The sequence below is a fragment of the Vandammella animalimorsus genome, from assembly GCF_002285265.1.
In the GTDB taxonomy this organism is placed as follows: domain Bacteria; phylum Pseudomonadota; class Gammaproteobacteria; order Burkholderiales; family Burkholderiaceae_C; genus Lampropedia.
Genome location: NZ_NSJB01000004.1, coordinates 1 through 24,427, shown reverse-complemented (window position 1 = coordinate 24,427; position 24,427 = coordinate 1). Strand labels below are relative to the sequence as shown.

General features: G+C 66.8%; 19 protein-coding genes and 3 tRNA genes. 9 read left to right on the top strand and 13 right to left on the bottom strand.

What is annotated here, in order from left to right; genetic code table 11:
- Position 1: 1 nt before the first annotated feature.
- Positions 2-712, bottom strand: coding sequence for a hypothetical protein (locus CK625_RS07750; RefSeq protein WP_095539744.1), 711 nt, complete (start codon positions 710-712; stop codon positions 2-4).
- Positions 713-1,125: 413 nt separating this feature from the next.
- Between CK625_RS07750 and CK625_RS07745 the strand changes: the two genes are divergently transcribed.
- The 8 genes from CK625_RS07745 (at position 1,126) to CK625_RS07710 (ending at position 10,312) form a co-directional block, all read left to right on the top strand.
- Positions 1,126-1,488, top strand: a complete 363-nt coding sequence (locus tag CK625_RS07745) for a hypothetical protein (RefSeq protein ID WP_095539743.1) — start codon at positions 1,126-1,128, stop codon at positions 1,486-1,488.
- A 129-nt stretch (positions 1,489-1,617) separates the two neighbouring features.
- Positions 1,618-5,262, top strand: a complete 3,645-nt coding sequence (locus CK625_RS07740) for a hypothetical protein (protein WP_143326225.1) — start codon at positions 1,618-1,620, stop codon at positions 5,260-5,262.
- A gap of 43 nt (positions 5,263-5,305) precedes the next feature.
- Entirely contained in the window at positions 5,306-5,719 is a 414-nt protein-coding gene (locus CK625_RS07735; protein WP_095539741.1) for a hypothetical protein, read from the top strand.
- Positions 5,720-5,938: 219 nt separating this feature from the next.
- Positions 5,939-7,057 (top strand): hypothetical protein, encoded by a 1,119-nt coding sequence (locus CK625_RS07730; protein ID WP_143326224.1) that lies wholly within the window; start codon positions 5,939-5,941, stop codon positions 7,055-7,057.
- Between the two features lie 2 nt (positions 7,058-7,059).
- A complete protein-coding gene (locus CK625_RS07725; RefSeq protein ID WP_095539739.1) occupies positions 7,060-7,935 on the top strand; it encodes a tetratricopeptide repeat protein in 876 nt (291 codons plus the stop codon).
- A 50-nt stretch (positions 7,936-7,985) separates the two neighbouring features.
- Positions 7,986-8,384 (top strand): hypothetical protein, encoded by a 399-nt coding sequence (locus tag CK625_RS07720; protein WP_095539738.1) that lies wholly within the window; start codon positions 7,986-7,988, stop codon positions 8,382-8,384.
- Between the two features lie 148 nt (positions 8,385-8,532).
- Positions 8,533-9,480, top strand: a complete 948-nt coding sequence (locus tag CK625_RS07715; RefSeq protein WP_143326223.1) for a hypothetical protein — start codon at positions 8,533-8,535, stop codon at positions 9,478-9,480.
- Positions 9,481-9,568: 88 nt separating this feature from the next.
- Entirely contained in the window at positions 9,569-10,312 is a 744-nt protein-coding gene (locus tag CK625_RS07710) for an OmpA family protein (protein ID WP_143326222.1), read from the top strand.
- A gap of 163 nt (positions 10,313-10,475) precedes the next feature.
- Here CK625_RS07710 and CK625_RS07705 read toward each other — a convergent pair whose 3' ends face one another.
- Positions 10,476-12,899 carry a penicillin acylase family protein gene (locus tag CK625_RS07705; RefSeq protein WP_095539735.1) on the bottom strand — a complete coding sequence of 808 codons (2,424 nt, stop codon included), beginning with the start codon at positions 12,897-12,899 and terminating at the stop codon, positions 10,476-10,478.
- 207 nt (positions 12,900-13,106) lie between these two features.
- On the opposite strand from CK625_RS07705, the gene CK625_RS07700 reads away from it, so the two are divergent.
- Entirely contained in the window at positions 13,107-14,957 is a 1,851-nt protein-coding gene (locus tag CK625_RS07700; protein WP_095539734.1) for a M48 family metallopeptidase, read from the top strand.
- Positions 14,958-15,032: 75 nt separating this feature from the next.
- On the opposite strand, the gene CK625_RS07695 is transcribed toward CK625_RS07700, so the two are convergent.
- The 11 genes from CK625_RS07695 to CK625_RS14110 form a co-directional block, all read right to left on the bottom strand.
- A tRNA-Asp gene (locus CK625_RS07695) sits at positions 15,033-15,109 on the bottom strand.
- 61 nt (positions 15,110-15,170) lie between these two features.
- Positions 15,171-15,245: transfer RNA gene (locus tag CK625_RS07690), tRNA-Glu, on the bottom strand.
- Positions 15,246-15,314: 69 nt separating this feature from the next.
- Positions 15,315-15,391, bottom strand: a tRNA-Pro gene (locus CK625_RS07685).
- Positions 15,392-15,421: 30 nt separating this feature from the next.
- On the bottom strand, positions 15,422-15,937 hold the full coding sequence (locus CK625_RS07680; RefSeq protein ID WP_095539733.1) for a MerR family transcriptional regulator: 516 nt from the start codon (positions 15,935-15,937) through the stop codon (positions 15,422-15,424).
- Between the two features lie 249 nt (positions 15,938-16,186).
- Positions 16,187-16,507 (bottom strand): integration host factor subunit alpha, encoded by a 321-nt coding sequence (locus CK625_RS07675; protein WP_095539732.1) that lies wholly within the window; start codon positions 16,505-16,507, stop codon positions 16,187-16,189.
- A gap of 13 nt (positions 16,508-16,520) precedes the next feature.
- Positions 16,521-19,013, bottom strand: a complete 2,493-nt coding sequence (gene pheT / locus CK625_RS07670) for a phenylalanine--tRNA ligase subunit beta (protein WP_095539854.1) — start codon at positions 19,011-19,013, stop codon at positions 16,521-16,523.
- Positions 19,014-19,023: 10 nt separating this feature from the next.
- Positions 19,024-19,671 carry an FxLYD domain-containing protein gene (locus tag CK625_RS07665; protein ID WP_095539731.1) on the bottom strand — a complete coding sequence of 216 codons (648 nt, stop codon included), beginning with the start codon at positions 19,669-19,671 and terminating at the stop codon, positions 19,024-19,026.
- Positions 19,672-19,693: 22 nt separating this feature from the next.
- A complete protein-coding gene (gene pheS / locus CK625_RS07660) occupies positions 19,694-20,749 on the bottom strand; it encodes a phenylalanine--tRNA ligase subunit alpha (protein WP_095539730.1) in 1,056 nt (351 codons plus the stop codon).
- A 298-nt stretch (positions 20,750-21,047) separates the two neighbouring features.
- Positions 21,048-21,407: a 50S ribosomal protein L20 gene (rplT, locus tag CK625_RS07655; protein ID WP_095539729.1), complete on the bottom strand. Its 360-nt coding sequence runs from the start codon at positions 21,405-21,407 to the stop codon at positions 21,048-21,050.
- 18 nt (positions 21,408-21,425) lie between these two features.
- Positions 21,426-21,629 (bottom strand): 50S ribosomal protein L35, encoded by a 204-nt coding sequence (rpmI, locus tag CK625_RS07650; protein WP_095539728.1) that lies wholly within the window; start codon positions 21,627-21,629, stop codon positions 21,426-21,428.
- Positions 21,630-21,810: 181 nt separating this feature from the next.
- Positions 21,811-23,979 (bottom strand): peptidase U32 family protein, encoded by a 2,169-nt coding sequence (locus CK625_RS14110; protein ID WP_238945569.1) that lies wholly within the window; start codon positions 23,977-23,979, stop codon positions 21,811-21,813.
- Positions 23,980-24,427 lie beyond the last annotated feature (448 nt).

Genomic DNA, 24,427 nt, shown 5'->3' with positions numbered 1-24,427 from the left:
TTTAAAGCGGCAGGCAGGCGATCTGCATGTCCGGCGCGGCGATTTTTTCTGCATACCAGCCCTGATTGCGCTCGGGCCAGAGGTGGGCCCGCAGCCGCGCCATCAGCACCACCTCATCGCCCTTGTGGCGTTCTTGGTAGCACTGTTGCATGTTCTGCAGCATGTTGTCTAAAGCCTGGGCTTGCTCTGCCTGGGTGATGCGCAGCTGCTCGATGGCTTTTTGCAGCTCGGCCTTGCCCGGATCGCCCGATGGTTGCGGCGCTTGTTGGCCTGGAGCGGCTGGGGCGTTGTCTCCCTTGCCCTTCGCTGCGCTTTGCTGAGCCTGCTGAGCCAATTGCGCGGCCAGTTGTCGCTGGAACTGCTGCAGGCTCTGGGCCCCGTCCTGCTGCAGCTGCACAACGGCATCGTATTGCACAAGAAAGCCCACAGGCTGCGCAATCACCCGGTGGATGCGGTAGCGCACGCTGGCCCCGGGGCCGCCCAGGGTGTGCAGCAAGGCCTGGGCCTGCTGCCCTGCCGGGTCGCTGTCCCAGTCGATGCGCAAGGCCTTGGTAATGGCTGTGTCATCGGGGTAGGCGATGGCGCCAGACGTCGCACCGCGCAGATCGCAGGCGCTCAACGCCAGGGCGAGCAAGGCCGCGCCGGCCGCGGCAAGGTGGCGCGGGCTGGGAGAGCGCTGTGCGCTGAGGGCTGGCGAATACGGGGCATTCATGGGCGAGAGAAGTCCTGTGGCAAGGGCGCCAGGCAGGCCATGGCGCAGCGGGGGCCGCAGTGAAGGGCGCGGCGATGATAGTGAGACTGTTGCGCCGCCTGCGTCGCAAAAATGTGCTTTTGGTAAGCGCCCATCAAGGATTGCAACCAACAGCAACCCCATTGAAAGCGGGCAGTGCAGGTGCCGATCACTTGGGGCGGGGCACGGTGGCGGCGCTTGCAACTCCATACAGTCGCGAACATTTTGCGCATCGGCGGCGTGCGGGTTTTTCTTAAATTTCGCAGCGCTGGTCAGGCAGTGAGACTGCCCGACTCAGTTGTCCGTCAGGCCTTGTGCCGGTCGCGTCAGGGCCATGGGGCCCACATGGTCGGTCATGTCTTGGCGAATGCTCTGAACTTTTTAGGAGAACCCCTATGTCTCGCAAACTGGTTTGTGTGGGTGCATTGCTCGCTTCGGTACTGGCGTCCAGCGCCATGGCCCAGTCTGGCAATGCCAGTATTCCTGGCTTGTTTTCCGCGTCAGGCTCGAGCGGCTCGACGATCAAGAACAGCACCATCAACGTCTCGGGCAACTCGGCCAAGAACGTGATCGCTGGCGGCGGCAGCGCAGGCATCAAGGTGTTCGAGCTGGAAATGGAAGGCGTTGCCAACGTCAACAGCGTCAACATCACCGGCTCCGAGGTCAGTGACTCCGTCATCAACGTGACGGGCAACACCGCCGAGGACATCTACGCCATTGGCGGCACGGCCAACGTCAACAGCGTCAACATCAACTGATACGGCATGAATGCAATCCGCGCCTGCGCCTCCGGCTTGTGAGGGTGGCGCAGGCGCGGATTGGTTCTCGTGTTCCGGGCCAGTCTGTCGCCAGAGGTTCCCGGAGTTTTTTTGGGCGCTGGAGTTTTTATGGTGCGAATGGACAAGACCGTGGTGGCCGCGGCCTGCGCTGCAGCCTGTGCGCTGGCGGCATGGCCGGTGCAGGCGCAGGAAAACATGCTGCATGGCCTGGGTTGGGTCATGGAGGGCAACCCTGGCAGCAGCATCCGCTCCAGCGCCATCACGGTATCGGGCAACCGCAGCGCGGCCAAGGTCGAGGCCGTGGGCCTGGGCGGCAGCCTGGGGTTTGGCTTGGCAGGTGTGTTGCGTCTGATCGCCACGGCACAGGTCAACACCATTGGTCTGGAGGCCATGGACGTGGGGCAAAGCCAACTGCTGGTCAGCGGCAACCGCCTCAGCGGGCCGATGACGACCCTGGGCGGCGCAGCCAGCGCCAACAGCATTTTGATTTCCGGCCAGGGCGAGCGCAAACGCCTGCAGGGCTCGCAGGTGACGGTGGCCGGCAATGAGGTGGGCGATGTCCACGCCCAGGGCGCCGAGCTGTATGCCTTTCTGGGCAGCGCCTCGCTGCAGATTCCGGGGCGCGCCAGCGCCAACAGCGTGTTGCTGCAAAGCACTGATGTAGAGGATTCTGAAATCAGCAACACCCAGCAGCGTGCGCATGGCGTGCGCAGTGTGGGGGGCTCGGCCCTGGCCAATGTGCTGACAGCCAGCCAGTCGGCCTTGAAGCAGGTGCGCATTCATCAGCATGGCAATACGGCCAGCGAGGTTCTGGCCTCGGGAGCTTCGGCCGCGCTGGGCTATGGCGCGCTGGCGCAGGCCAAGCTCGAGGGTGCGGCGCTGGCCAACAGCATCGCATTGGCACAGACGCAGCTGAGCAATAGCCGCCTGCACCAGCAAGGCAATGAGGTCCGCCAGATCGTTGGGGCTGGCGGCGGCGCCCTGGCCAACTCCATGGCGTTGACGCAAATGGACGGTCAGGTGCGCGATTGGCACGCCGTGCAGCAAGGCAATGTGGCCCAGCGCATTGGCGCATTCGGTGGCGAGGGCTCCGTGCTGATGGGGGCCTTGGCCTCGGTGGACAACCATGCCAGCGCCCTGGCCAACAGCATTAACCTGGATCGCTCCCGCCTGACGGGCCGCAACGAGCACACGCAGACCGGCAACGATGCGCAGGATGTGCAGGCGCGTGGCGGCGTGGCGCTGGCCAACAGCGTCTGGGCGCTGCAGGCGCAGCTCGATGCCAGCGGCCTGACGCAGCAGGACAACAGCGCGCAGCAGGTGCGCACCAATGGCGGCAGTGTGTCTGCATTGGGCGGCGTCCTGGGCGCGGCAGAGCGCTCCAGCCGCGCTGGGGCCAACAGCGTGGTGCTGGCCGATCAGGCCGTGCTCAAGAACATGCAAGTGCTGCAGCAGGCCAACCAGGCGCGGGGCCTGGACGTGCGCGGCGGCCAGGCCATGGCCAACAGCGTGCTGGCCGATCAGCAGGCCAGCCTTCAGGATGGGCAGGTGCTGATCGAGCGCAACCAGGCTCAGGGCCTGAGCACGCAAGGCGGTCAGGAGCAGTTGGCCGGCGGCCTGCTGTGGAAGGCCCAGCAGGATGCGGTGGTGCTGGCCAACAGCCTGGCGGTGGTTGGCTCTCAGTGGCGCAGCCCGCAGCTGGCGCTGCAGGCCAATACGGCCGGGCAGTTGCATGCCGATGGCGGCAGCATCACGGCCAACTCCGTCAGCCTGGAGCGTGGCGATGGCTCGGGCAGCGCCTTGCATGCGCCGGTCTGGCTGAAGGGCAATACGGCCACCGAGGTGCAGACGCAGGCCGAATCCAGCAGCACGGCCATCAGCAGCAGCCACACCCGTGCGCGGGCGGCGCTCAATGCGGTGCTGCTGCACGATCACAGCAGCGTCGATGCCGATTCGCAGTTGCAGATTGCAGGCAACCGCGCCGAGCTGGTCTCCGGCATGGGCGGCACGGCGCTGGTGCAGTCGCTGGCCGCCTACCGGGGCGCCAGTTTGGTGCGCACGCCGGTGACGATCGAGAACAACCGCGCCCAGGGCATCCATGCGCGTGGCGACCATCAGCAGACGCTGGGCTACGGGTCGTCGCGCCATGGCATTGCTGCAGTCAACAGCGTGTATCTGGAAGGGCAGCAGGGCGCCAGCCTGAACGACAGCCATGTGCAGGTGCAGGCCAACCGGGCCGAGGAAGTGCATGCCGATGGCGCGCTGGTGCAGGCCAATACGCTGGCGCTGAGCCAACGTGGCCGGTTACTGGAAAGCCAGGCTCTGGTGCGCAACAACCAGGCGGCATCGGTGAGCGCGTTTGCTCAGACCACGCGCGGCCTGTTCGGTGTGAACGAGCGGCAGAGCTTTGCCGATGTGAACCTCAATACGCTGGACATCCAGGCCCCGCTGACAGCCAGCAGCTTGCTGGTGGAGGACAACCGAATCGAGCGCGTCGATGCGCAGGAGGGCGGCGCTTCGGTCAACAGCGTGGCGCTGGGCCAGAGGGCCCAAGGCCTGCGCGCGCTGGAGATGCGCGTGGCCGGCAACCAGGCCACTGGCGTGCGCTCCAGCCAGGGCCAGCAGGCCTTGGTCCACAGCGTGACCATCGATGGCACGGCCAGTAATAGCCGCTTTGATGTGGTGGGCAATCAGGCCCAGCAGGTGCATGCGGATGCGGCCGGGGCCGAGGCCAGCAGCGTGCAGGCCGATGGCGGCTCCAGCGTGACGCACAGCTCGATCGGCATCACGGGCAATCGCGCCTCCATCGGCACGGGTGGCGCGGTGGCCAGCGTGAAAAACCAGCAAGGCGGGCGCATTGCCCAGTCGCGCATCACGATCGCCAACAACCAGGCCAGCGCCACCCAGGGTGGGGCGAATGCCTCGGTGATCAACAGCGGCAGTCTGGGCAATGCCGCCATCACCATCAGTGGCAACCGCGGCAGCGCCAATGCCGCACTGGCCAACTCGGTGCGCAATCGCCATGGGCGCCTGGGCGGGCAGATTGCCATCCTCAACAACCGGGGTCAGGCGGCCGCTGGCGGCGTGCTCAACAGCGTGGACAACAGCGGCGGCAGTCTGTCGGGCAGCGTCACCATCGTGGGCAACCAGGGGCAGGCCAGCGGCAATGCGCTGGCCAACTCGGTGCACAACAGCGGGTCGCTGAATGGCCGCATCGTGCTGGCGGCCAACAAGGCCAATGCCAGCTCGGCGGGCGTGGCCAATGCCGTGAAGAACCAAGGGCAGCTCTCGGGCCGGGTGAACATCGTCGGCAACGATGGCACGGCTTCCACGAGCGGAACGGTCAACAGCGTGGTCAACAACGGGATGATGGCCGCCGATGTCAGCATCGTGGGCAATCGCGGCTCGGCCAGCATGGGCGGGGTGAGCAACTCGGTGGTGAACAACGGGCTGTTGGCCGGGCGCGTGCTGATTGCCGGCAACCAGTCGAGCACGGCCGGGGGTACGGTCAATTCGCTCATCAACCACGGCGTGATGACGGGCTCGGTGAACATCGTTGCCAACCGGGGCGCCGCGGCGCCGGGCACGACCACGGGCAGCGTCATCAATGCCGGCGCGCTGGTGGGGGCAGCGGGCGTGGCGGCCAATGTGCCGCATGTGGCCAACCCGGGCTACACCTATACCGTGCCCTCCACCGGGGTGATCAACCAGAGCGTGCTGATCGCGCCGGCCTACAACTTTGTCTTTCAATGAGGAGCAAGCAATGCGCAGACGAACAGCAATCCATCGCACCGCAGTGGCAAGCAGCTGTGCCGCCCTGGCCTGGCTGGGCAGCGCCGGCCTGGCGCAGGCGCAGATGGTGCAGTACGGCACGGCCATGAGCATGTACAAGGACATGCAGGACAAGGAGATCAAGGTCACGGACACCGTCACGCCCAGCGTGGCGGCGCGCTCGCGCGTGGCCAAGGCGCTGGCCGATCGTTCCATGGTCGATGCCAGGGCCATGGTGGGCGAGGACGGCACGCTGCGACTGCCGCCCAACCAGAGCAACCTCGTGATCCGCACGGACTACACGGATGTCACGCAGGGCCCCGATGGCTCGGTGCGCGTGGCCAGCCCGGTGATCCAGGGCAATGTCTCGGGCAATGTCACGCTGTATGTAGAAGGCGAGGGCGTGGAAAACATCACTGTGCTGAACAACCGCCGGTGAGTGGCGCGGCGGCCTGCCGCATGGGGGCAGGCTGCCTGCATTCCATCCGATCCCCCCAGGTCAGGCACTGTGCGTTTTGCGCCGGTGCCTGCCGGTTTGTCCATTGAAGAGAATTTCGTGAATACAACAATGAAAAACCATTGGCCCGGCCGTGCCGGGCTGTGCGCTGCTTTGGCAGCGACGGCGCTGCTGTCTGCCTGCTCGACGCCCAAACACGCCATGCGCGATGCGCAAAAGCAGCTGGCCACCTATCAGGAGCTGCGCGAGCTGCCGCAGGCCAACCTGAACCTGTACTCCCAGGCGCTGCAGCGCCTGGGCTACATGCTCAATGTCTACAAGTCCGGCGATCCGGTGCTGTATGTGCAGTCGCGCACCATCCTGGATTCCACCAACCTCTCCAGCCCATTGGCCGGGGCCGAAATCCCCGGGGATGTGACCGAGATGGTGCGCACGGCGCTCAACCGCATTGGCGCCAAGGTGGTGTACGTGCCCTACCACCCGGATTACCTGGTGGCCCAGGCCCAGCTGGGCGGGCAGTTCGGCGTCACCATGCCCGATTACCTGATCACCGGCGCGCTGACCGAGTTCGATCGCGCGCTGTCGGGCGCGGGCCGCTCCAACAACGCCTCGGTCGAATTCGGCAAGGGCCATGGCAGCACGGCCCTGGGCTACAACGCCACCAATGTGGCGATTTATTCGGCGCTGGCGCTGGACTTGAACGTGGTCAACTTCCAGACGCAGCAAATGGTGCCGCGCATGCAGTCCTCCAACGTCGTGAAGGTGCTGGACATGACCAGCGAGCGCAATGCCAGCCTGGGCTTTTACGGCGACGCCTTTGGCTTCAAGACCGAGGGCAAGTACATGCAGGGCCGGCATTCGGCCATTCGCACCCTGGTGGATTTGAGCGTGCTGGAAATCGTCGGCAAGGTCACCAACACCCCGTACTGGCGCACCATCCCCAATGGCCACCCCGATCCGGTGGTGGTGGAGAACATGCGCAACGCCTTCGAGGCGCTGAGCCCGCAGGTGCGCATCGGCCTGGCGCAGGTGATGCTGCAAAAGTACCAGCAGCCCGTGCAGGTGACGCAGCAGCTCGATGCGCCCACGGCCCAGGCCGTGGCCCAGGTGTATGCGGCGCATTTCCCGCAGTTGGGCGCGCAGATCGACCTCACGCGCTGGGAGCATTTCGAGCCCCTGTTCTTCAACGTGCCCATGCCATGGGATGAGGAGTTCAAGCGCGAGGCTGCGCAGGCTCAGGAAGCTGCACAGCGCCAGGCCGAGGAGGCCGCGCAGCGCGCCCGCACGCAGGCTGAGCCGGTGCGTTATGAGGAGGGCTGAGCATGAGCCAATGGCAAATCAACAACCACCAGACAACGCCCACGCCGCCAAGGCCGCAGCCGCAACCGAAACGGCTGCGCCGTGGCCTGGCACTGGCCGCAGCCTGCATGGGGGCGGCCACATGGTGCTGGGCGCAGCCACAGCTTGAAGCGCCGCCGCCGACGACGACGCAGGCGGCCGCGCACAGCAATGCCGCACGCTATGTGCAGGCCTGCCAGGAGGCGCTGGACAAAGGCCAGCCCGGGCTGGGCTGCAGCGGCGCGCTGTTTCACAACGAATTGCGCGAGCTGCAGGCCCAGGCCTTGCAAAGCCAGAACCCGGTGCTGATGGCGCTGGTGGGCGATGCCTATCGCAACGAACGCTCGCCCATGGCCGACATCGGCCAGGCCTATCGTTGGTATTTGATGGCGGCCGTGCGTGGCGATCCCGCAGCCATGGAGCGCCTCAGCCGCATGTACCACAAGGGCCAGGGCGTGCCTCAGGATTCGGTCAAGGCGCTGGGCTATGCACGCCTGACCCAGCAATTTGCTGCGGCGCAAGGCCAGCGCAGTGGGCGTGATGTGGCGCGCCTGATCCAAAGTCTGGGCTCGCAAATGGCGGCCGAGGAGCTGGCGCTGTCCGAGCGCTTTGCGCAGGAAATGGGCGCGGCCATTGCATCTGGCAAGCCGCCCGGCCGAGGCGCTGCAGCGGTGCACGCCAGCCCGATGCCGGGCGCTGCGGCCATGCAGGCGCACCCGGTCGATCGCGCTGCGCCCATGCCTGCCGAAGTGTCGATACCAGGGCTGCGCCAGGGCTCGATCGTCACTGCGCCTCCACCGCCACCACAGCCTGATCCGGCCACACCGGCGCAGCCCGGGCAAGAGTCATCCGCGCCATGAGCCGGGCGCTGAGCGCAGCACCACTTCTTCCACCTCAGGAGGGCCATGCCATGAACCACCGCCATCACCGAATTGCCCTGGGCGCCTGCGCCGCAGCCGCGGCCATGCTGACCATGGCCAGCGGCAGCTGGGCGCAATCTGGGCATCCGCAACAAGCGCAGAAACAGGAGCAGAAAATGCCGGCACAACAGGCCCAGCCACAGCACGGCAACCGCATCGAAGTCACGGGCAACCGGGCCGAGCGCATCCAGGTGCATTGCGATGCCAACGCTGCCGTGAACGTCAACAGCGTCAACATTCAAGGCCGTGCGCTGCGGGGCGAGACGGTTGTGGTGACCGGGCGCAATACGCAGGATGTGCGCATCGTCGGCGATTGCGCCGAGGCGCAAGATGGCGCGACAGGCCAGCGCACTGGCCCGGTGCAAATCAACAGCGTGACCATCCGCTGAACTGTGCATGCGCTGATGCGCCCTCGCGTCACTCCAGCCCGGCAGGCGTGCACATGGCTTGCCCGCCATTTTGGGGATGTGCCATCATGCCTGGCCGCCCGGCTTGGAGGCCAGGGGCCGATTCCGATCCATGACGACAGGAGCTTGCATGAAAAACCACCGCGTGTTTTCAGACATCTTCAGGCTGACTGCCAGGCCCGCCGCGCGGGCCTGTATGTGTTTGGCGTTGGCCGCCAGCGCGTGGGCCTGGGGCCTGCCCGCAGCGCAGGCGCAGACCAGCGCGGCGGCGCAGATGACGGCCGTGCAGGCGCAGGCCAGCAGCGAGGGCGGCTGGAATCTGCGTGTCAAGGGCATGGCCGCCCAACCCGACCACACGGTGCTGGATGTGGCCGTCTCCTTTGCCAACCAGCGCCGCCCGCAGGGCGCGCAGCTGGCCGGTGGCGACACCTTCTTGCTCACCGATGGCGGCACTCGCCTGCTGCTCAAGCGCCCGGCCGAGGATACCAATGTGCCAATTGCCAACAACGCCTCCATGGAAGGGCAGCTGACCTTTCTGGGCGCCATCCCCGTGGGCACCCAGCAGCTGACGCTGGTGGTCAATGAAGGCAATGGCGAGCAGGACACCCGAGCGCCTGCGCTGAAGCTGCCCATCGCCGTGCCGCCCGAGATCCAATCCCAGCTGCGGGTGCACAGCGTGGGCGCCGATGCGGCGAAGCTGGCGGCCGATGTGCGCTATCCGGTGCAGGCCAGCAACGAAGGCGGGCTCTTGGTGCAGGTGCAATCGGTGCAGCGCGAGGCCGACCGCACCCGGCTGCAGGTCAGCATCGCCTTCAGCAACCGCCGCCGCCCGCGCGGCACGGAGCTGGCCGGGGGCGAGACCTTCCTGCGCACCGCCGCGGGCGACCGCCTCATGCTGCAGCGCTCGGCCGACAACCCCAAGCTGCTGATCGCCAACAACGAAGCCATGGTGGGCGAGCTGGTGTTCCAGGGCGCTTTGCCGGCCGATGCGCAAGGGCTGACGCTGGTCATCAACGATGGGCACTCGGCCACATCGACCAGGGCCTCGGCCCTGGTGATGGCGTTGCCTGCGCCTTGATGCAGTCGTTGTGGGCCAATCTGCGCCAGGCACTGTTTTGACGAACAAGGGGCATGCCATGTTGAGACGACAGAGTGAAAGGCGTGCGATGCGCACGCTGCGCACATGGGCGGCTTGCGCCTGGCCGCTGGCCCTGGCCGTGAGCGCCGGCAGCGCAGTGGCGCAAGCCAGCCTGCAGCCAGCGCCGCCCAGGGCCGAGACGGGCCTGCAGCCGCAACAGCCGCCAGCGGCCTCGGGGCTGCAGGCCGCGCCCCGGCGCACGCAGTTGCAGGCGCAGCCGGCGCAACCGGCCAATCTGCAGGCCGCACCGCGCGCCACACAGTGGCAACCCACGGCGCAAGCTGGCCAATTGCAGCCTGCCCAGGCGGCCGCGGCCAGCGCCTTGCGCCCCAGCAAAACCAGCGCGGCGCACCTGCAGCGCACGCAAGAGCTGCTGGGCGAGCTCAAGGCCGTGCAGCAAGGCCAGGAACGCATCGTGCTGGAGCTGCCCTCGGACGTGCTGTTCGATTTCGACAAATCCGACATTCGCCCCGATGCGCAGCCCGTGCTGGACAAGGTGCGCGAGCTGCTGCAGGCCTACCAGGACGTGCGCCTGAGCGTGCACGGCCACACGGACAGCAAGGGCAGCGAGGACTACAACATGGCCCTGTCGCAACGGCGCGCCAACACCGTGGCCGCCGCCCTGCAGGACGTGCTGGCCCAGCCGATCCAGGTGCATGCCCACGGTGAGAGCCAGCCCATTGCGCCCAATGCGCACCCCGATGGCAGCGACGATCCGCAGGGCCGGCAAAGAAACCGCCGCGTGCAGCTGGAGATCACGCAAGGCCCTTGAAGGGGCCAGGGGTCGTCAAAACTCACGCACAGTCGGCAGAACGCCTTGCCATGCTCCTTTCCTTGGGGCGCATGGCAAGGCGTTTTTTGGGGCTGTGGCGTGGGGGGGGCTGTGGCGCTTGCGCGGTCAGCAACTTGGGGCGCGGCTGGCCCCCTTGCACACGCTATTGGCTCAGCGTTTGCGTTCGGTAGCTGCTGTGGCCTGTGATTTCGCTTTCGGTGAATGGCACGCGGTGCCACTGCTTGGCGGCATAGGCGCGGGTGTAGTCGCCGTGATGCGGCGAGGCCGGGTCGTCCGATTGCGAGAAGGTCAGGAAGCTGTGCGCCTGCACGCCGCTGCTGGCAAAGTTCACCACTTGCATGTAGGTATTGCCGTGCGGTTGCCCGTCCATGGCGTAGCCGCCTTGGCCCAGGGGCAGCTCGGAGCAGGCGATGGTGAAGTAGCCCAGGCCGCCGCAGCCGCCGTACAGCGCAATGCGCTGGCCATCGCGGCTGGCGTACAGCAGCTGGCCGCGCGGCGCGTCCATGGCGGCGCCGCTGGCGGCCACGGCCTGCACGGCGGCGGCGAAAGCCTTGCGCAGCGCGGGCGCGGCGCTGGCCTGCAGGCCGCGCGGGGTGTGCAGCGGGTCCTGCGGATCGAAGGGCACGGCAAACAGCTGCGCGGCTGGCACTTGCACGCGGCCCCAGAATTCGTCCCACAGGTGCGAGCCGCGTGAGTCTGCGTGGCCGTGGTTGTCCCAGGCTTGCAGGGCGGCGCAGGCGGCGCGCACGTCCACGCCTTCGATGCTGGCCTCGGTGCACACCAGCGCCAGCGCCGGTTCCTTGAACAGCTCGGCGCTCAGCACGCGACTGTTGAGCACCATGTCCCGCACGATGGCGGAGCTGGCCTGGCGGCCGGGGTAGCCATCGGCGCCGGCCAGGCGCTCTTGCGCCATGATGTGCCCCAGGCGGGTGCGCAGCGTTTGCGCGCTGCTGCCGGCGGGGCCGAAGATGGCGGGGTAGCCGCTCAGCGGCGCGGCCGGGTTGGCCAGCCAGTGGCTGTCGTTCATGTTGGCCACGTAGTCGCTGCGCAGCAGGCTGGGCATGCGCGCCGGGCCCAGGGCGCCGGGCTGGGCCGAGTCGGCATCGCTTTGCCAGTTGCAGGCGCTGCGCGCGCCGTTGAGCACCGGCACGCCCGGCAGCGCGGCGGCCAGGGCCTGGCTGGCGGGCGTGGCGCACTGGGCCAGCAGCGCGTCGGGCACGTTGGGCACGGCGCCGATGTCGGCGTACCAGGCCTGGTCGCTGCCGCGGCCCACGGCCACGGTGTTCACCCAGGGCACGGCGGATTCTTGCTTCTGGATGGCGATGAAGGCCTGCAGCGATGTGGCCTGGCCCCAGCGCAGCCAGTTGCGGAAGATGCGGTGGTTGTCGCTGTTGATGTCGCGCATGGCGAAGGCGCTGGCGCTGCCCCAGCCCAGCGCGGGGTGCATGGCGCCCAGGTTGACCAGCGGGCCGTGGCGGCTTTTGTAGAGCGTGCGGGTGACGGTGCTGAGGCTGCCATCGTCGTTGCGCACTTGCACGCTGATGGGTGTGGCCTGCATGGGCACGGGCTGGCCATCGACCAGGTAGGTGGTGGGCGAGCCTTCGACCAGGCTGAGCTGGAACAGGCCAAAGCGCCGCGCGGTGGAGACGGTGTGGCTCCAGGCTACGTGCTCATTGAAGCCGATGAGCACCAGCGGCACGCCCAGGAAGGACACGCCGCTGACGTTGATGCGCCCGGGGATGGTCAGCTGCGTTTGGTAGAAGCGGTCGGCCCCCTTCCAGTACCAGTGCGGGTTGCCAAACAGCAGCGGGCCATCGCCGCCGGTGACGGCGCTGCCAAAGCCGTACATGTTGCTGCCCACGCCCGCGCTGCCGCCCACCTCCAGCCGGGGCGTGTGCACCTGGCCTGGCTTGGGCCAGTCGGCCGGTGCGGCTTTGCCGCCGCCAGCGGCCGGGGGCTGGGCATTGGCGATGGCGGCCACGAAATTGCTGTGCCCGGCAGCCAGGCCGGCCTGCATCATGCGCCGCCAGAGGTCTTGGGCGGTGATGGCCTGCACCCAGGGCTGCGCGCGGCAGGCGGCGTGCGCGCTGCGGTGCTCGCCGGCCTGGATTTCGCGCACATAGCGGTTGTAGCCAGTGGCAAAGCCGTCCACCAGCGCATGCATGTCCGTAGATTGCGCGGCGGCCATGGTTTGCACGGCATCGTCAGGCAACAGATGGCGATGGAAAAAGTCCGAGTCGATGTTCCGTGGCCGGCCGATGGTGCTGTTGTTCACCGCCAGCGCCTGGCCGCCCAGATGGCGCGAGCGCTCGCCGCGGTAGGTGAGAAAGGCATCGGCCAGGGTGCAGAGGTTGTCCTGGGCCTGCGCATAGCCCAGGCCATAGCCCAGCCCGCGCCAGTCCTCGGCCTTGATGTGGGCGATGCCCATGGCCGTGCGTCGCAGCTCGGCCTGGTAGCTGGGGGCCACAGGCGCTGGGGCCCCATCGTCCGAGCCGCCACAAGCGGCCAGCCAGGTGGCGGTCAACAGTAACAGCGGCCAGCGGCCGCCCGGTGCATGCCTTGCCATGGGAATGTCTCCTTTGAATATGCCGCCCTCTTGTGCGGGGCGGCGCAAAGGATAGCGCCAAGGCCGAGCGCGTGCCAAGGGGCGGGCGGGTGGCGACATCACTGCCAATCCACCCAGCGCAGTGAATGGCCAGGGCGTTGTTACGATATGAAACCTACCAGCTGCAAGGCAGCTTCTGCATTTCACTCATGCGGGGGTGTGATACCCATGAAATATTCGGACTTCATTCATTTGGTGCGCCTGTCGGAGCAGGACAGCGCCAGCGATGAGCGGGCCTATCGGCGTTCTGTGTTTTGGTTTGCCGCTTTGGGTTATTTGTGGGTGCTGGGTTTCGTCTGTGTGGGCCTGATTTTGCTGGGAGTATTGTTGGCGGCGATCTGGAAGGGGCGATTTCATGGAGGGTATGTCTGGTTGCTGGTGGCGGCGCTCTCGCTGCTGTGGGCCGGGCTGCGCGCACTGTGGCTGCGCCTGCCGCCGCCCCAGGGCCTGGAGCTGACGCGCGAAGACGCGCCGCGCCTGTTCGAGCTGCTCGAGCGCATCCGCAAGAAAGTGCAGGGCCCGCCCATCCATCAGGTGCTGCTCGATGGCGATTTCAATGCCTGCATCACGCAGACGCCGCGGTTTGGCCTGTTCGGCGCGGCGCGCAACACGTTGACCGTGGGCCTGCCCATGCTGATGGCGTTGGATACCCCGCGCCTGTGTGCCGTGCTGGCGCACGAATACGGCCACTTGCGTGGCGACCATGGGCGCTTTGCCGCATGGATTTATCGCAGCCGCCTGTCCTGGGCGCGTCTGCACGCCAGCCTGGAGCGCAACTTCAGTTTTGCCGGCGTGGCCACCGACCAGTTTCTCGATTGGTACTTCCCGCGCTTTTGCGCCAAGACCTTTGCCATGGCCAGGCAGGACGAATACGAGGCCGACCGCATTGCCGCCAGCCTGACCGGGCGCAGCACGGCCGCAGCCGCTTTGGTGGAACTCGATGTGAAAGCGATCTGGCTGGAAAGGCATTTCTGGCCCGCCCACTGGAGCCAGGCCGCCGCTCAGCCCGCGCCCATCGGGCCTTATAGCGCCATGCGCACCATGCTGGCCGCACCGCCACAGCCCGAGTTTGCGCAAACGGCCTTGCGCCAGGCGCTGCGGCAGCGCCCCCAGCCCGACGACACCCACCCCAGCCTGCGCGAGCGCATCGAGGCCCTGCAAAAGCCTGCGGTGCTGCCGGCCTGGTCGGTCAAGCCGGCCATGGGCTTGCTGCGTGAGCCAAGGCGCTGGATTGAGCTGCTGGACCAGCAGTGGCGCCGTGAGCACCACCAACGCTGGCGCAGCCACCACCACCATCTGGCGCGCCTTGCCCAGCGCGTGCAGGCCTTGCAGGCGCGGCAGGCGCAGGCCAATGCCGATGAGCTGACGGAATTGGGCCTGCTGTTGCAGCGACTCAACCCCAGGGCGGCAGTGGCGCCGTTGTTTGAGCAGGCAGTGGCCGCTGATCCGAACCATGCCCAGGCCCTGCAGGCCCTGATCACCAACTTGCCCGCCCGCGATGCGCGCACTCTGGCCCTGTGCGAGCGGCTGTGGGCGGTCGATGCCCAGTATCAGTGGTGGGCCAGCGACCACGCCGTGCAATGGCTGCAGCAGGCCCTGCAAGAGGAGCCGGCACACGAGGCGCTGCTCAAACTCTGGCGGCAGCGCCTGAAAGAGGCCACGGCCGCCGAGTCGCGCGCTTGGCAGGAGTTGCATGAAACCCCTTGCTTTGAGCGCATCTCCCGCCACGATTTGGGCGATTTCGAGCTGCAGCAGCTGCGGGCCCAGCTGCGCGAGACGGCCCCGATCCGCACGGCCTGGCTGGTGCGCAAGCAGCTGCGCGAATTCCCCCGCCGCCGCGCCTATGTGCTGTTCATCCAGGCCCATGATGGCCTGGACGAGCCCGAATGCGCCCGCCTGTGTGACCACTTGGAGCAAACGCTGGAGCTGCCCGGGCCGTTGCTGGCGCTCTGGGCCGGCCAATCCCTACCGCTGCAGGCGATCGAGCAGCAGGCCTTCGAGCCCATCTACCGAAGCTGAGCCAGGAAAAGTACGAAGAAAAGCGGCCAAGAAAAAAACCCTTGCAGCCGGTAGGTTGCAAGGGTTTTCATGTTGTGGCGGAGCGGACGGGGCTCGAACCCGCGACCCCCGGCGTGACAGGCCGGTATTCTAACCAACTGAACTACCGCTCCTGGTAGTGCCAACAGGCGCTGCAGCTTGGTGCCATGGGCTTGGGCTGCAGCGAGCCAATTTTGGCGACCCTACGGGGACTCGAACCCCGGTTACCGCCGTGAAAGGGCGATGTCCTAACCGCTAGACGATAGGGTCTTGGTGCATGGCATGTCAGTGACTGGCGCCCCGAAGGGCTTGAGGCGCTGACGATGCAATGCGTGTGAATGGTCGGCGTGGCGGGATTCGAACTCGCGACCCCTTGCACCCCATGCAAGTGCGCTACCTGGCTGCGCTACACGCCGAAAACGCGAGATTCTAGCCTAGTTTTTTGCCTAGTTGGACAAAATGGCGCGAATTTTTGACAGCTCCTCGCGCACTTCATCCCATGACAGGCCGCCTGCGCTGGCGTTGGTACTGGCGCTGGCGACAGGCCCGGCCATGCCGGGGTGGGCCGCAGGCGCTGTGAACAGGCTGGCTTGCGCCTGCCCGGGCCCTTGCTGCTGGGGCGCCATGGCGCTGCCCATGGCGGGTTCATGGACTGCTGCGGCGGGCTCGGCGGCGGGCGCAGCCTCGGCGGCCGGAGGCTTGCTGGGGCTCCAGTTCTGCAGGCGCGAGCGTGCGCCGCTGATGGTGAAGCCCTGTTCGTAGAGCAGCTCGCGGATGCGGCGGATCATCAGCACCTCGTGGTGCTGGTAATAGCGCCGATTGCCGCGGCGCTTCATGGGGCGCAACTGCGTGAATTCCTGCTCCCAGTAGCGCAGGACATGGGGTTTGACGTCGCACAGCTCGGCCACTTCGCCAATGGTGAAGTAGCGCTTGACGGGGATGGGTGGCAAGGGGGTGTTCATAGCAGGCAGACAATGGCCATGGCGTGCACAGCGATGGCTGGCGCGCGCTGCCCGTGCGTGGCGGCCCTGGCCGTTTTGGTGCCGATGGGCACAGGCCAGCGCACGGCATGGCATGGCATGGCAGCGCGCGCCATCATAACGCCAGTCGCTGGCTGGCCCAGGCCATTCAGGGCCAAGCCTGCATGGGGCGCAAGAGCGCCGCAAGAGTCTGTTCGACGCCCTGCCGTGCAGAGGCGTCCGAACAGGCGCTCAGGGCTGGACTTTTTCCTTGAGCTTGTTGCTGGCGTGGAAGGTGACCACGCTGCGGGCTTCGATGGGGATGGCCTCGCCGGTGCGAGGGTTGCGCCCCGGGCGCGCGGCCTTGGTGCGGACCTGGAAGTTGCCAAAGCCCGAGATGCGTACGCTGTCGCCAGCGATCAGTTGCCTGGCGATGAGCTCGAAGAAGGCGTCGACGATGTCCTTGGATTCGCGCTTGGACAGGCCGATGCGCTCGTAGAGCAGATCGGCCAGCTGGGCCTTGGTCAGCGAGTTGGGCTCCAGGCTGGCGATGTCGATGGGGAACTCGGTCATGGCATGGGCTCTTTCAGCGGCGCAGGCGCGCGGCCACGGCGCGCTCCAGCGCTTGTACCACAGCCGCGACGGCGGCATCGATGTCGGCATCGGTCAGGGCTGCGCCGGCGCCGTCAAAGCTCAGGCGCATGGCCAGGCTTTTCTCGCCCGGGCCAATGCCGCCCTGACTGCCCGGCGCGGCCTGCTCACCAGCGCCCGCGCTGGCGGCGGGGCGGTAGATGTCAAACAGCAGGGCATGGGCCAGGGCGATGGGCAGCTTGGCCTGCACGATGGCCTGGTGTACCTGGGCATAGGCGGTGGCCTCGGCCACGACGATGGCGATGTCGCGCTCGATCAGCTGGTGCCGGGGCACGGGCTGGGCCTTGGGCAGCTGGCGCGCCAGCACGGCCTGCCAATCCAGCTCGAACAGCATGGGCGCGTGCGGCAGCTCCCACTGCTGGCGCCATTTGGGGTGCAGCTCGCCCAGCACGCCGATGGGCTGGCCGTGCAGCAGCACCTGGGCGCTGCGGCCGGGGTGCAGCGCAGGGTGCTCGCAGGGGACGAATTCGGCCTGAGCGGGCGCCAGCAGGGCCTGCACGTCGCCCTTGAGGTCGTAGAAATCCACGCGGCGCTCGGCCTGGCCCCATTGGCGGCCGGCGGCGTCGCCATAGGCGATGCCGGCCACGCGCAGGGGCTGGTGCACGCCTTGCACGCTGGCCTCGCTGGTGGGCACGCTGGCATCGCGCGCAAAGACGCGGCCGACTTCAAACAGGCGCACGCGGCTGGCTTTGCGGTCCAGGTTGAACTTGAGCACGCTCAGCAGCGAGCCCAGCAGGCTGGAGCGCATCACGCTCATGGGCGCGGCGATGGGGTTGAGCAGGCCGATGGGGTTGGCGTTGCCGGCCAGGTCGCGCTCCCAGCTCTCTTGCACGAAGCTGAAGTTGATGGTTTCCTGATAGCCCAGGCCCGCCAGCAGGCGGCGCACGGCGAATTGGCCGCGCTGGGTTTCGCTGGGGGCTTGCGCGACGATGGGCGCCAGCGGCGCGGTATCGGGCAATTGGTTGAAGCCGATGATGCGGGCGACTTCCTCGATCAGATCGGCCTCGATGGCCAGGTCAAAGCGGTAGGGCGGGGGGGTGACGCGCAGCACTTCGCCTTCGCCTTCCCCTTCGGCATGGGCCACGCGCTCGCAGGGCAGGCCCAGGCGGGCAAAGACCTCCTCGCACTGCTGGGCGCTGATGGCCATGCCGATGACCTTGGCGGCGCGCGCCACGCGCAGCTCGATGGGGCGCGCCTCGGGCAGGCGCAGGCGCTGGTCGTCGATGGGGCCGACCTGGGTGTGCGGCGTACCGCAGATCTCCAGCACCAGGGCGGTGATGCGCTCGATGATTTCTACCGTGCGGCTGGGGTCCACGCCGCGCTCGAAGCGGTGGCCGGCATCGGTGGCGAAGTTGAAACGTCGCGAGCGGCCCTGGATGGCCTCGGGATGCCAGAAGGCCGCTTCGATGTAGATGTTGCGCGTGGCATCGCCCACGGCGGTGGCGTTGCCGCCCATGATGCCCGCCAGCGATTCGACCTGGCGCTCATCGGCGATGACGCCCACCTGCTCATCCAGCGCGACGGTGTTGCCATTGAGCAGCTCCAGGCTTTCGCCCGCGCGGGCCCAGCGCACGTGCAGGCTGCCCTCGATCTTGTCCAGATCGAAGATGTGGCTGGGCTGGCCGTACTCGAACATGACGTAGTTTGAGATGTCCACCAGCGGCGAGACGCTGCGCTGGCCGCAGCGCGCGAGTTGCTCGACCATCCACGCCGGGGTGGTGGCCTGGGGGTTGACGCCCTTGACGATGCGGCCGGAGAAGCGCCCGCACAGATCGGCAGCCTGCACCTGCACGGGCAGGGTTTCGCTCATGGTGGCGGGCACGGCGGGGATGGCTGGTGTGTGCAGCGGCGCGCCGGTCAGCGCGGCCAGCTCGCGCGCGATGCCGTACACGCTCAGGCCGTGCGCCAGATTGGGCGTGAGCTTGATGGTCAGCAGCGCATCGTCTAGGCGCAGGTATTCGCGCACGTTCTGGCCCAAGGGGGCGTCGGTGGGCAGCTCCAGCAGGCCGCCGTGCTCGTCGGAAATGCCCAGCTCGCGCGCCGAGCACAACATGCCAAAGCTTTGCACACCGCGCAGCTTGCCGACCTTGATCTTGAAGGGCTTGCCATCCTCGCCCGGCGGCAGTTCGGCGCCCACCATGGCGCAGGGCACCTTGATGCCCACGCGCGCATTGGGCGCGCCGCAGACGATGTTCAGCAGCGCGCCATCGCCCGCCGCGCCCACGTCCACCTGGCAGACGCGCAGGCGATCGGCATCCGGGTGTTGCACGGCCTCCTTGATCTCGCCGATGACGATGCCGCCAAACGGCGGCGCGGCCGGGCGGATCTCCTCCACCTCGAAGCCGCCCATGGTCAGGGTCTCGGCCAGTTGCTCGGTGTTCAAAGGCGGGTTGCAGAAGGCGCGCAGCCAGGATTCTGGGAATTGCATGGTGTGTGCTTTAGGTTTGGGCGTCGCGCGCATCGCGCGCGGACGCATGGTCGGCAAGGCGTTCGAGGGCGGCGGCTTGGCGCGCCAGCAGCTGGTTTTGTTCTTGCACCGAGGCCAGCAGATCCCTGGAATAGGTTGAACCACCGGAGCGCCGCATCAGCCACAGCCAGACGCCAATGAGCAGCAGCATGGGGCCCCAATTGAGCAGCAGCCGCATCCAGATGGTTTGCGCAAACGCCGGAGCTTGCGGGCCGCTGCCGGCTTCGGTGAATGCACCCGAAATCAGGCGGATTTGGGCGCTGGCGTAGCGCCCGGCTTCGTGACGGGCGCGGTCGCTCAGGCGCACCATCATGTCTTGGCCGGGCGGCAGGTTGAGTCCGTAGGTGGACTCGCTGAAGGCATCGATGAGCTTGTCCTGGGCATCGAAGAATTGCACTTCGAAAGTGGGGTCTTCCAGCGCTTGATCACTGGTGTTGGTGGCCTTGCCCAGCACAGTCAGCGTGCCGCAGCAGGCTTTGCCTTCGGCGGGCGCGTTGTAGCTGAAATCGATGTCGCTCAGGCGCACGGTGTCGTAGCCGGGCGCGGCGGCGCTGGCTGTTGCACCTGCAAGCGCCATTGCCAAAGCCAGGGTGGCAGTGAACAGGGCAGGGCGTTTCATGCGGTTGATCCGGCAGATGGGGTCAGCGGAACTGCTGCAAAAAGCGCACATCGCCGTCAAAGAACAGCCGCAGGTCGTTCACGCCATAGCGCAGCATGGCCAGGCGGTCGATGCCCGAGCCAAAGGCAAAGCCGATGAAGCGCTCCGGATCCAGCCCCATGTTGCGCACCACCTGCGGGTGCACCTGGCCGGAGCCGGAGACTTCCAGCCACTTGCCCGCCAGTGGGCCGCTTTGGAACTGGATGTCGATCTCGGCGCTGGGCTCGGTGAAGGGGAAGTAGCTGGGGCGAAAGCGCAGCACCAAGTCATCGGCCTCGAAGAAGGCGCGGCAGAAGTTCAGGTAGGTGGCCTTCAAGTCCTTGAAGCTGACGTTCTCGCCCAGCCACAGGCCCTCGACCTGGTGGAACATGGGCGAGTGCGTGGCGTCGTTGTCCACGCGGTAGGTGCGCCCGGGGGCGATGACGCGCACTTCCTGCACCTCGCCGCGCGCCAGGGCCTGGGCGTGCTTGCGCGCATGGGCTGTGGCGTAGCGGATTTGCATCGGGCTGGTGTGGGTGCGCAGGCAGTAGGGCTGGCCGTCCTCGCCCTGCATGTCCACGTAGAAGGTGTCCTGCATGGAGCGCGCGGGGTGGTTGGGCGGGTTGCCCAGCGCGGTGAAGTTGAACCAGTCGTTTTCGATTTCGGGGCCATCGGCCACGTCAAAGCCCATGGAGCCGAAGATTTGCTCGATGCGCTCCCAGGCCAGGGTCACGGGGTGCAGGCCGCCTGTTTCGCGGCGGCGGCCGGGCAGGCTCACGTCCAGGCGCTCGGCCTGCAACTGGCGCTGCAGCTCGGCATCGGCCAGGGCCTGACGGCGCGCGTTCAGCGCTGCTTCGATGGCCTGCTTGGCCTGGTTGATGGCCGCGCCCTGGGTCTTTTTCTCCTCCACGCTGAGCTGGGCCATGCCTTTCATCAGCGCGGTGATCTGGCCGCTCTTGCCCAGGAAGCGGGCTTTGGCATCTTCCAGCGCCGCCGGGGTGGCGCATTGTGCAAATTGGGCTTGGGCCTGTTCGACCAGGGCAGCCAGATCGGTGCTCATATCCGTGCTCTCAAATCAGGCGCTGGCAGCGCAGGGGCTGGCAGCGGATGGGGCGGCGCGGGGCTGGCCTTGGCATTCCAATCCCAGGGGCCAAGGGCTTGGCCGCAGCGGCCGACCTGGGCCTGCCAGTGCCGGCGCAATGCCGCGCAGGCTGCCGGCGGCAGGGATGGAATCACACGCAGGCGGTGCGCCACGCGCTGCAAAAGAAAAAAGGGCCGGCGCTCAGAGAACCTGCATGCAGATTCGCAAAGCCCGGCCCGACGGCGGAAAAGGCAAATTGCCTTGTATGGTGAAGCGATTACGCCGCCAGTTTGGCCTTGGCCTGCTCGACCAGGCTGCCGAATGCGGCTTTGTCATGCACGGCCAGATCGGCCAGCATCTTGCGATCGATTTCGATCTGGGCCTTCTTCAGGCCGTTGGTGAACTGGCTGTAGGTCAGGCCCAATTCGCGCGAAGCGGCATTGATACGGGCGATCCACAACTGGCGGAACACGCGCTTTTTGTTGCGGCGATCGCGGTAGGCGTATTGGCCAGCCTTCATCACCGCTTGCTTGGCAACGCGGAAGACGTTGCCGCGGCGACCGCGGAAACCTTTGGCCAGCTTCAGGATTTTCTTGTGACGGGCATGTGCCGTAACACCACGTTTGACGCGAGGCATGTGCGTGACTCCTTCTGATTACAGACCGGCAAATGGCAGCATTTGCGCCATGTGGCCGAGGTTGGTTTCATGCACATTCACCGCGCCGCGCAGCTGGCGCTTGTTCTTGGTGCTCTTCTTGGTGAGGATGTGGCGCTTGAACGCCTGGCCGCGCTTGACGGTCCCACCCGGGCGAACGCGAAAACGCTTTTTCGCGCTGCTCTTGCTCTTCATCTTTGGCATAACAGTTTCCTGACTTGTTTGACATTGTGGCTGTTCAGGCGTGCCGCCCGCGCCGTTGCAATGGCGTTTGCCGCTGCAGCCCGCGCGCGCTGACCCTTGGTGATCGTTGCCGATCTGCCTGCAGCCACTTGTGGTTTCCCCCCGGCGCGGCAAGCCTGCCCCTGCCCAGGGAAACCGGCGATTATACATGCCGCGTGCCGGCCGGGCGTTGGCGATAGAACCGCATGGGCACGCCTTCGGCCAACGCCTGCTGCTGGGCCTGGCGTTGCTGAGCCAGCACGCCGGGCTTGATCTTGCCCACCACGTGCATTTCGCAGGGCTTGCAGTCAAAGCGCAGGGTGAGCCTTTCCTTGCCGTTGATCAGGTGCAGCGGCTCGGCCTTGATGGTGCCCTTGACGCCGATCACCCCCTTGGCCTGCTTGGGGCACAGGCTCATGGAATAGCGCACGCAATGCTTGGTGATCATCAGGCTGACTTCGCCCAGCTCCTGGTCGGCCTCGTAGGCCGCGTCGATCACCTGCACGCCGTGCTTGAGGTAGAAGGCGTGCGCCTGGTGGTTGAGCACGTTGGCCAGATACGTCAGCGTGTCCTCGGGGAAGGGCGCGGGCGGCTCTACAGGCTGGGCGCGCGGCGGGCGCACGTAGCCGCTGGCGCGCGCCGCCTCCAGCGCGGCCAGGGCGTCGCGGCGCAGGTGGTTGAGCAGCGAGGCGGGCAAAAACCAGCTCTGTTGCAGCCGCGCCTGCACAGCCAGCGGCTCGAACATCGTGTTGCCAAAGCGCTGCAACTGCTGGGCGGCGGCGCGCTCGCTCTCGGCCAGGGTCTGCGGCTGGCGTGGCGCCTGCTGCGGGTGCGCCGCCTGGGCGCTGGCGGCAAAGCCGTCCTCATCGCTCAATTGCAGCAGCAACTGGCCCGGCTGCGGCTCGCTGAGCGTGGCCCACAGGCCGATGCGGCGCTGGCTGGAGGGGCGCTCGAGCATGCGCTGCCAGTGCATGTCGCGGTTGCGGTTGATCGTCAAGTCCTTGCGCAGGTCTTTCAGGCTGGCGATCGGGTCTTTGGGCCAGATGCGCCACTGGCCGGGGCGGCCGCTGGGCGCTGGCTCGGCGCGGTTGATGGCCATGCCCACCAGCTCGCCGCGCAGGTCGTAATAGCACAGGCCATCGCCGTTGGAGAGCTGCGCGGCGCTGTCGCTCAATTGCACGTCCAGCCAGTTGTCGGCGGCGCTGGCGTTGGCAGTGGTCGTGGCAGAAAGCGCAGCAGCCGCTGCCGGGCGCTGGCGGCCCGCTTTGGCGGCCTGGCGGCCTGCGCTGGCGGCGGGCGCGGCCTTGCTGGCGGCTTTATTGACGGCAGCCTTGTTGATGGCCAGCACCCAGCCAATGGGCGTGCCGGGGTTTTTGGGCGAATCGAACGCGCCAATGTCCTGCTGGCGGCCGTTGACGAAGTAATCGGTGAAGGCGCGGTTGAAGTTCTGCTGCGGATCGGGCGTGAAGAAAAACGTGGTGCGCCCGCTGGAGGCGCGCGCCAGCGGCCGGGCGCCCGATTGGCTGGCCTCGATCTGCTCATCAAGCAGGCGGCGGTAGTGGGCGGTGATGTTTTTCACATAGCCCATGTCCTTGTAGCGGCCCTCGATCTTGAAGCTGCGCACGCCCGCCTCGATGAGCGCGCCCAGGTTGGCCGATTGGTTGTTGTCCTTCATCGACAGCACGTGCTTGTCGTAGGCGATGAAGCGCCCCTGGCTGTCTTGCACCTGGTAGGGCAGGCGGCAGGCCTGCGAGCAATCGCCCCGGTTGGCGCTGCGGCCCGTGTGGGCGTGGCTGATGTAGCACTGGCCGCTGTAGGCCACGCACAGCGCGCCGTGGATGAAGAACTCAATCGTGGTGCGCGCCGGGTCGATGGCGTCGCGGATGGCGGCGATCTGCGCCAGCGTCAGCTCGCGCGCGGGCACGATTTGCGAAAAGCCCACGTCCTGCAAAAAGCGCGCCTTCTCGGGCGTGCGGATGTCGGTCTGCGTGCTGGCGTGCAGTTGGATGGGCGGCAAATCCAACTCCAGCAGACCCATGTCCTGCACGATCAGCGCATCGGCGCCCGCCTCGTACACCTGCCAGGCCATGCGGCGCGCCGCCTCCAGCTCATCGTCGCGCAAGATGGTGTTGAGCGTGATGAAAATGCGCGCGCGATAGCGGTGCGCGTGCCGCACCAGTCGCTCGATGTCGGCAATGGCATTGCTTGCCGTGGCCCGCGCGCCAAAGGCCGGCCCGCCGATGTAGACGGCATCGGCGCCGTGGTTGATGGCCTCGATGCCAATATCGGCATCGCGCGCCGGGGCGAGCAGTTCCAGTTCGTGCGCTTGCATGGTGGGGCGTGGGGCGGTGGGGCGGTGGGGTGGTTTTTTGCGGGCCGGCATTATCCGTGATGGTGGGAGAGGGTGCCGGTCTTGAGTCCCGCGGCTCCTATCACGAGGGCCAGTTCAATGATTGATGCCCACTGATGGCGTTCTGCTCTGCAAAGCGCCCTGATGCTACGGTAGACAGTCGGGCATGCTGCTTGGCCTGTATTCAGGAAGGGTAATTCCTAGCTTTTTCGGACCAGAATGGGTTTGATGTTCTGGATCGAAGTGTGCTTCAAAAGCTTGTGCAGCAAGGGTTTGAGGTCTTGTCCACGGTGGTTGAAGCGATAGAGCATTTTCGATTTAATTAATTACATATCCAGCTGATCTGAAGTAATTGGCACACTCTTGAGCCGAGAACAGATCAACCAGTTGCCCCATGCGCCGCCACAGCGCATCCACCGTGCGCTCGCCG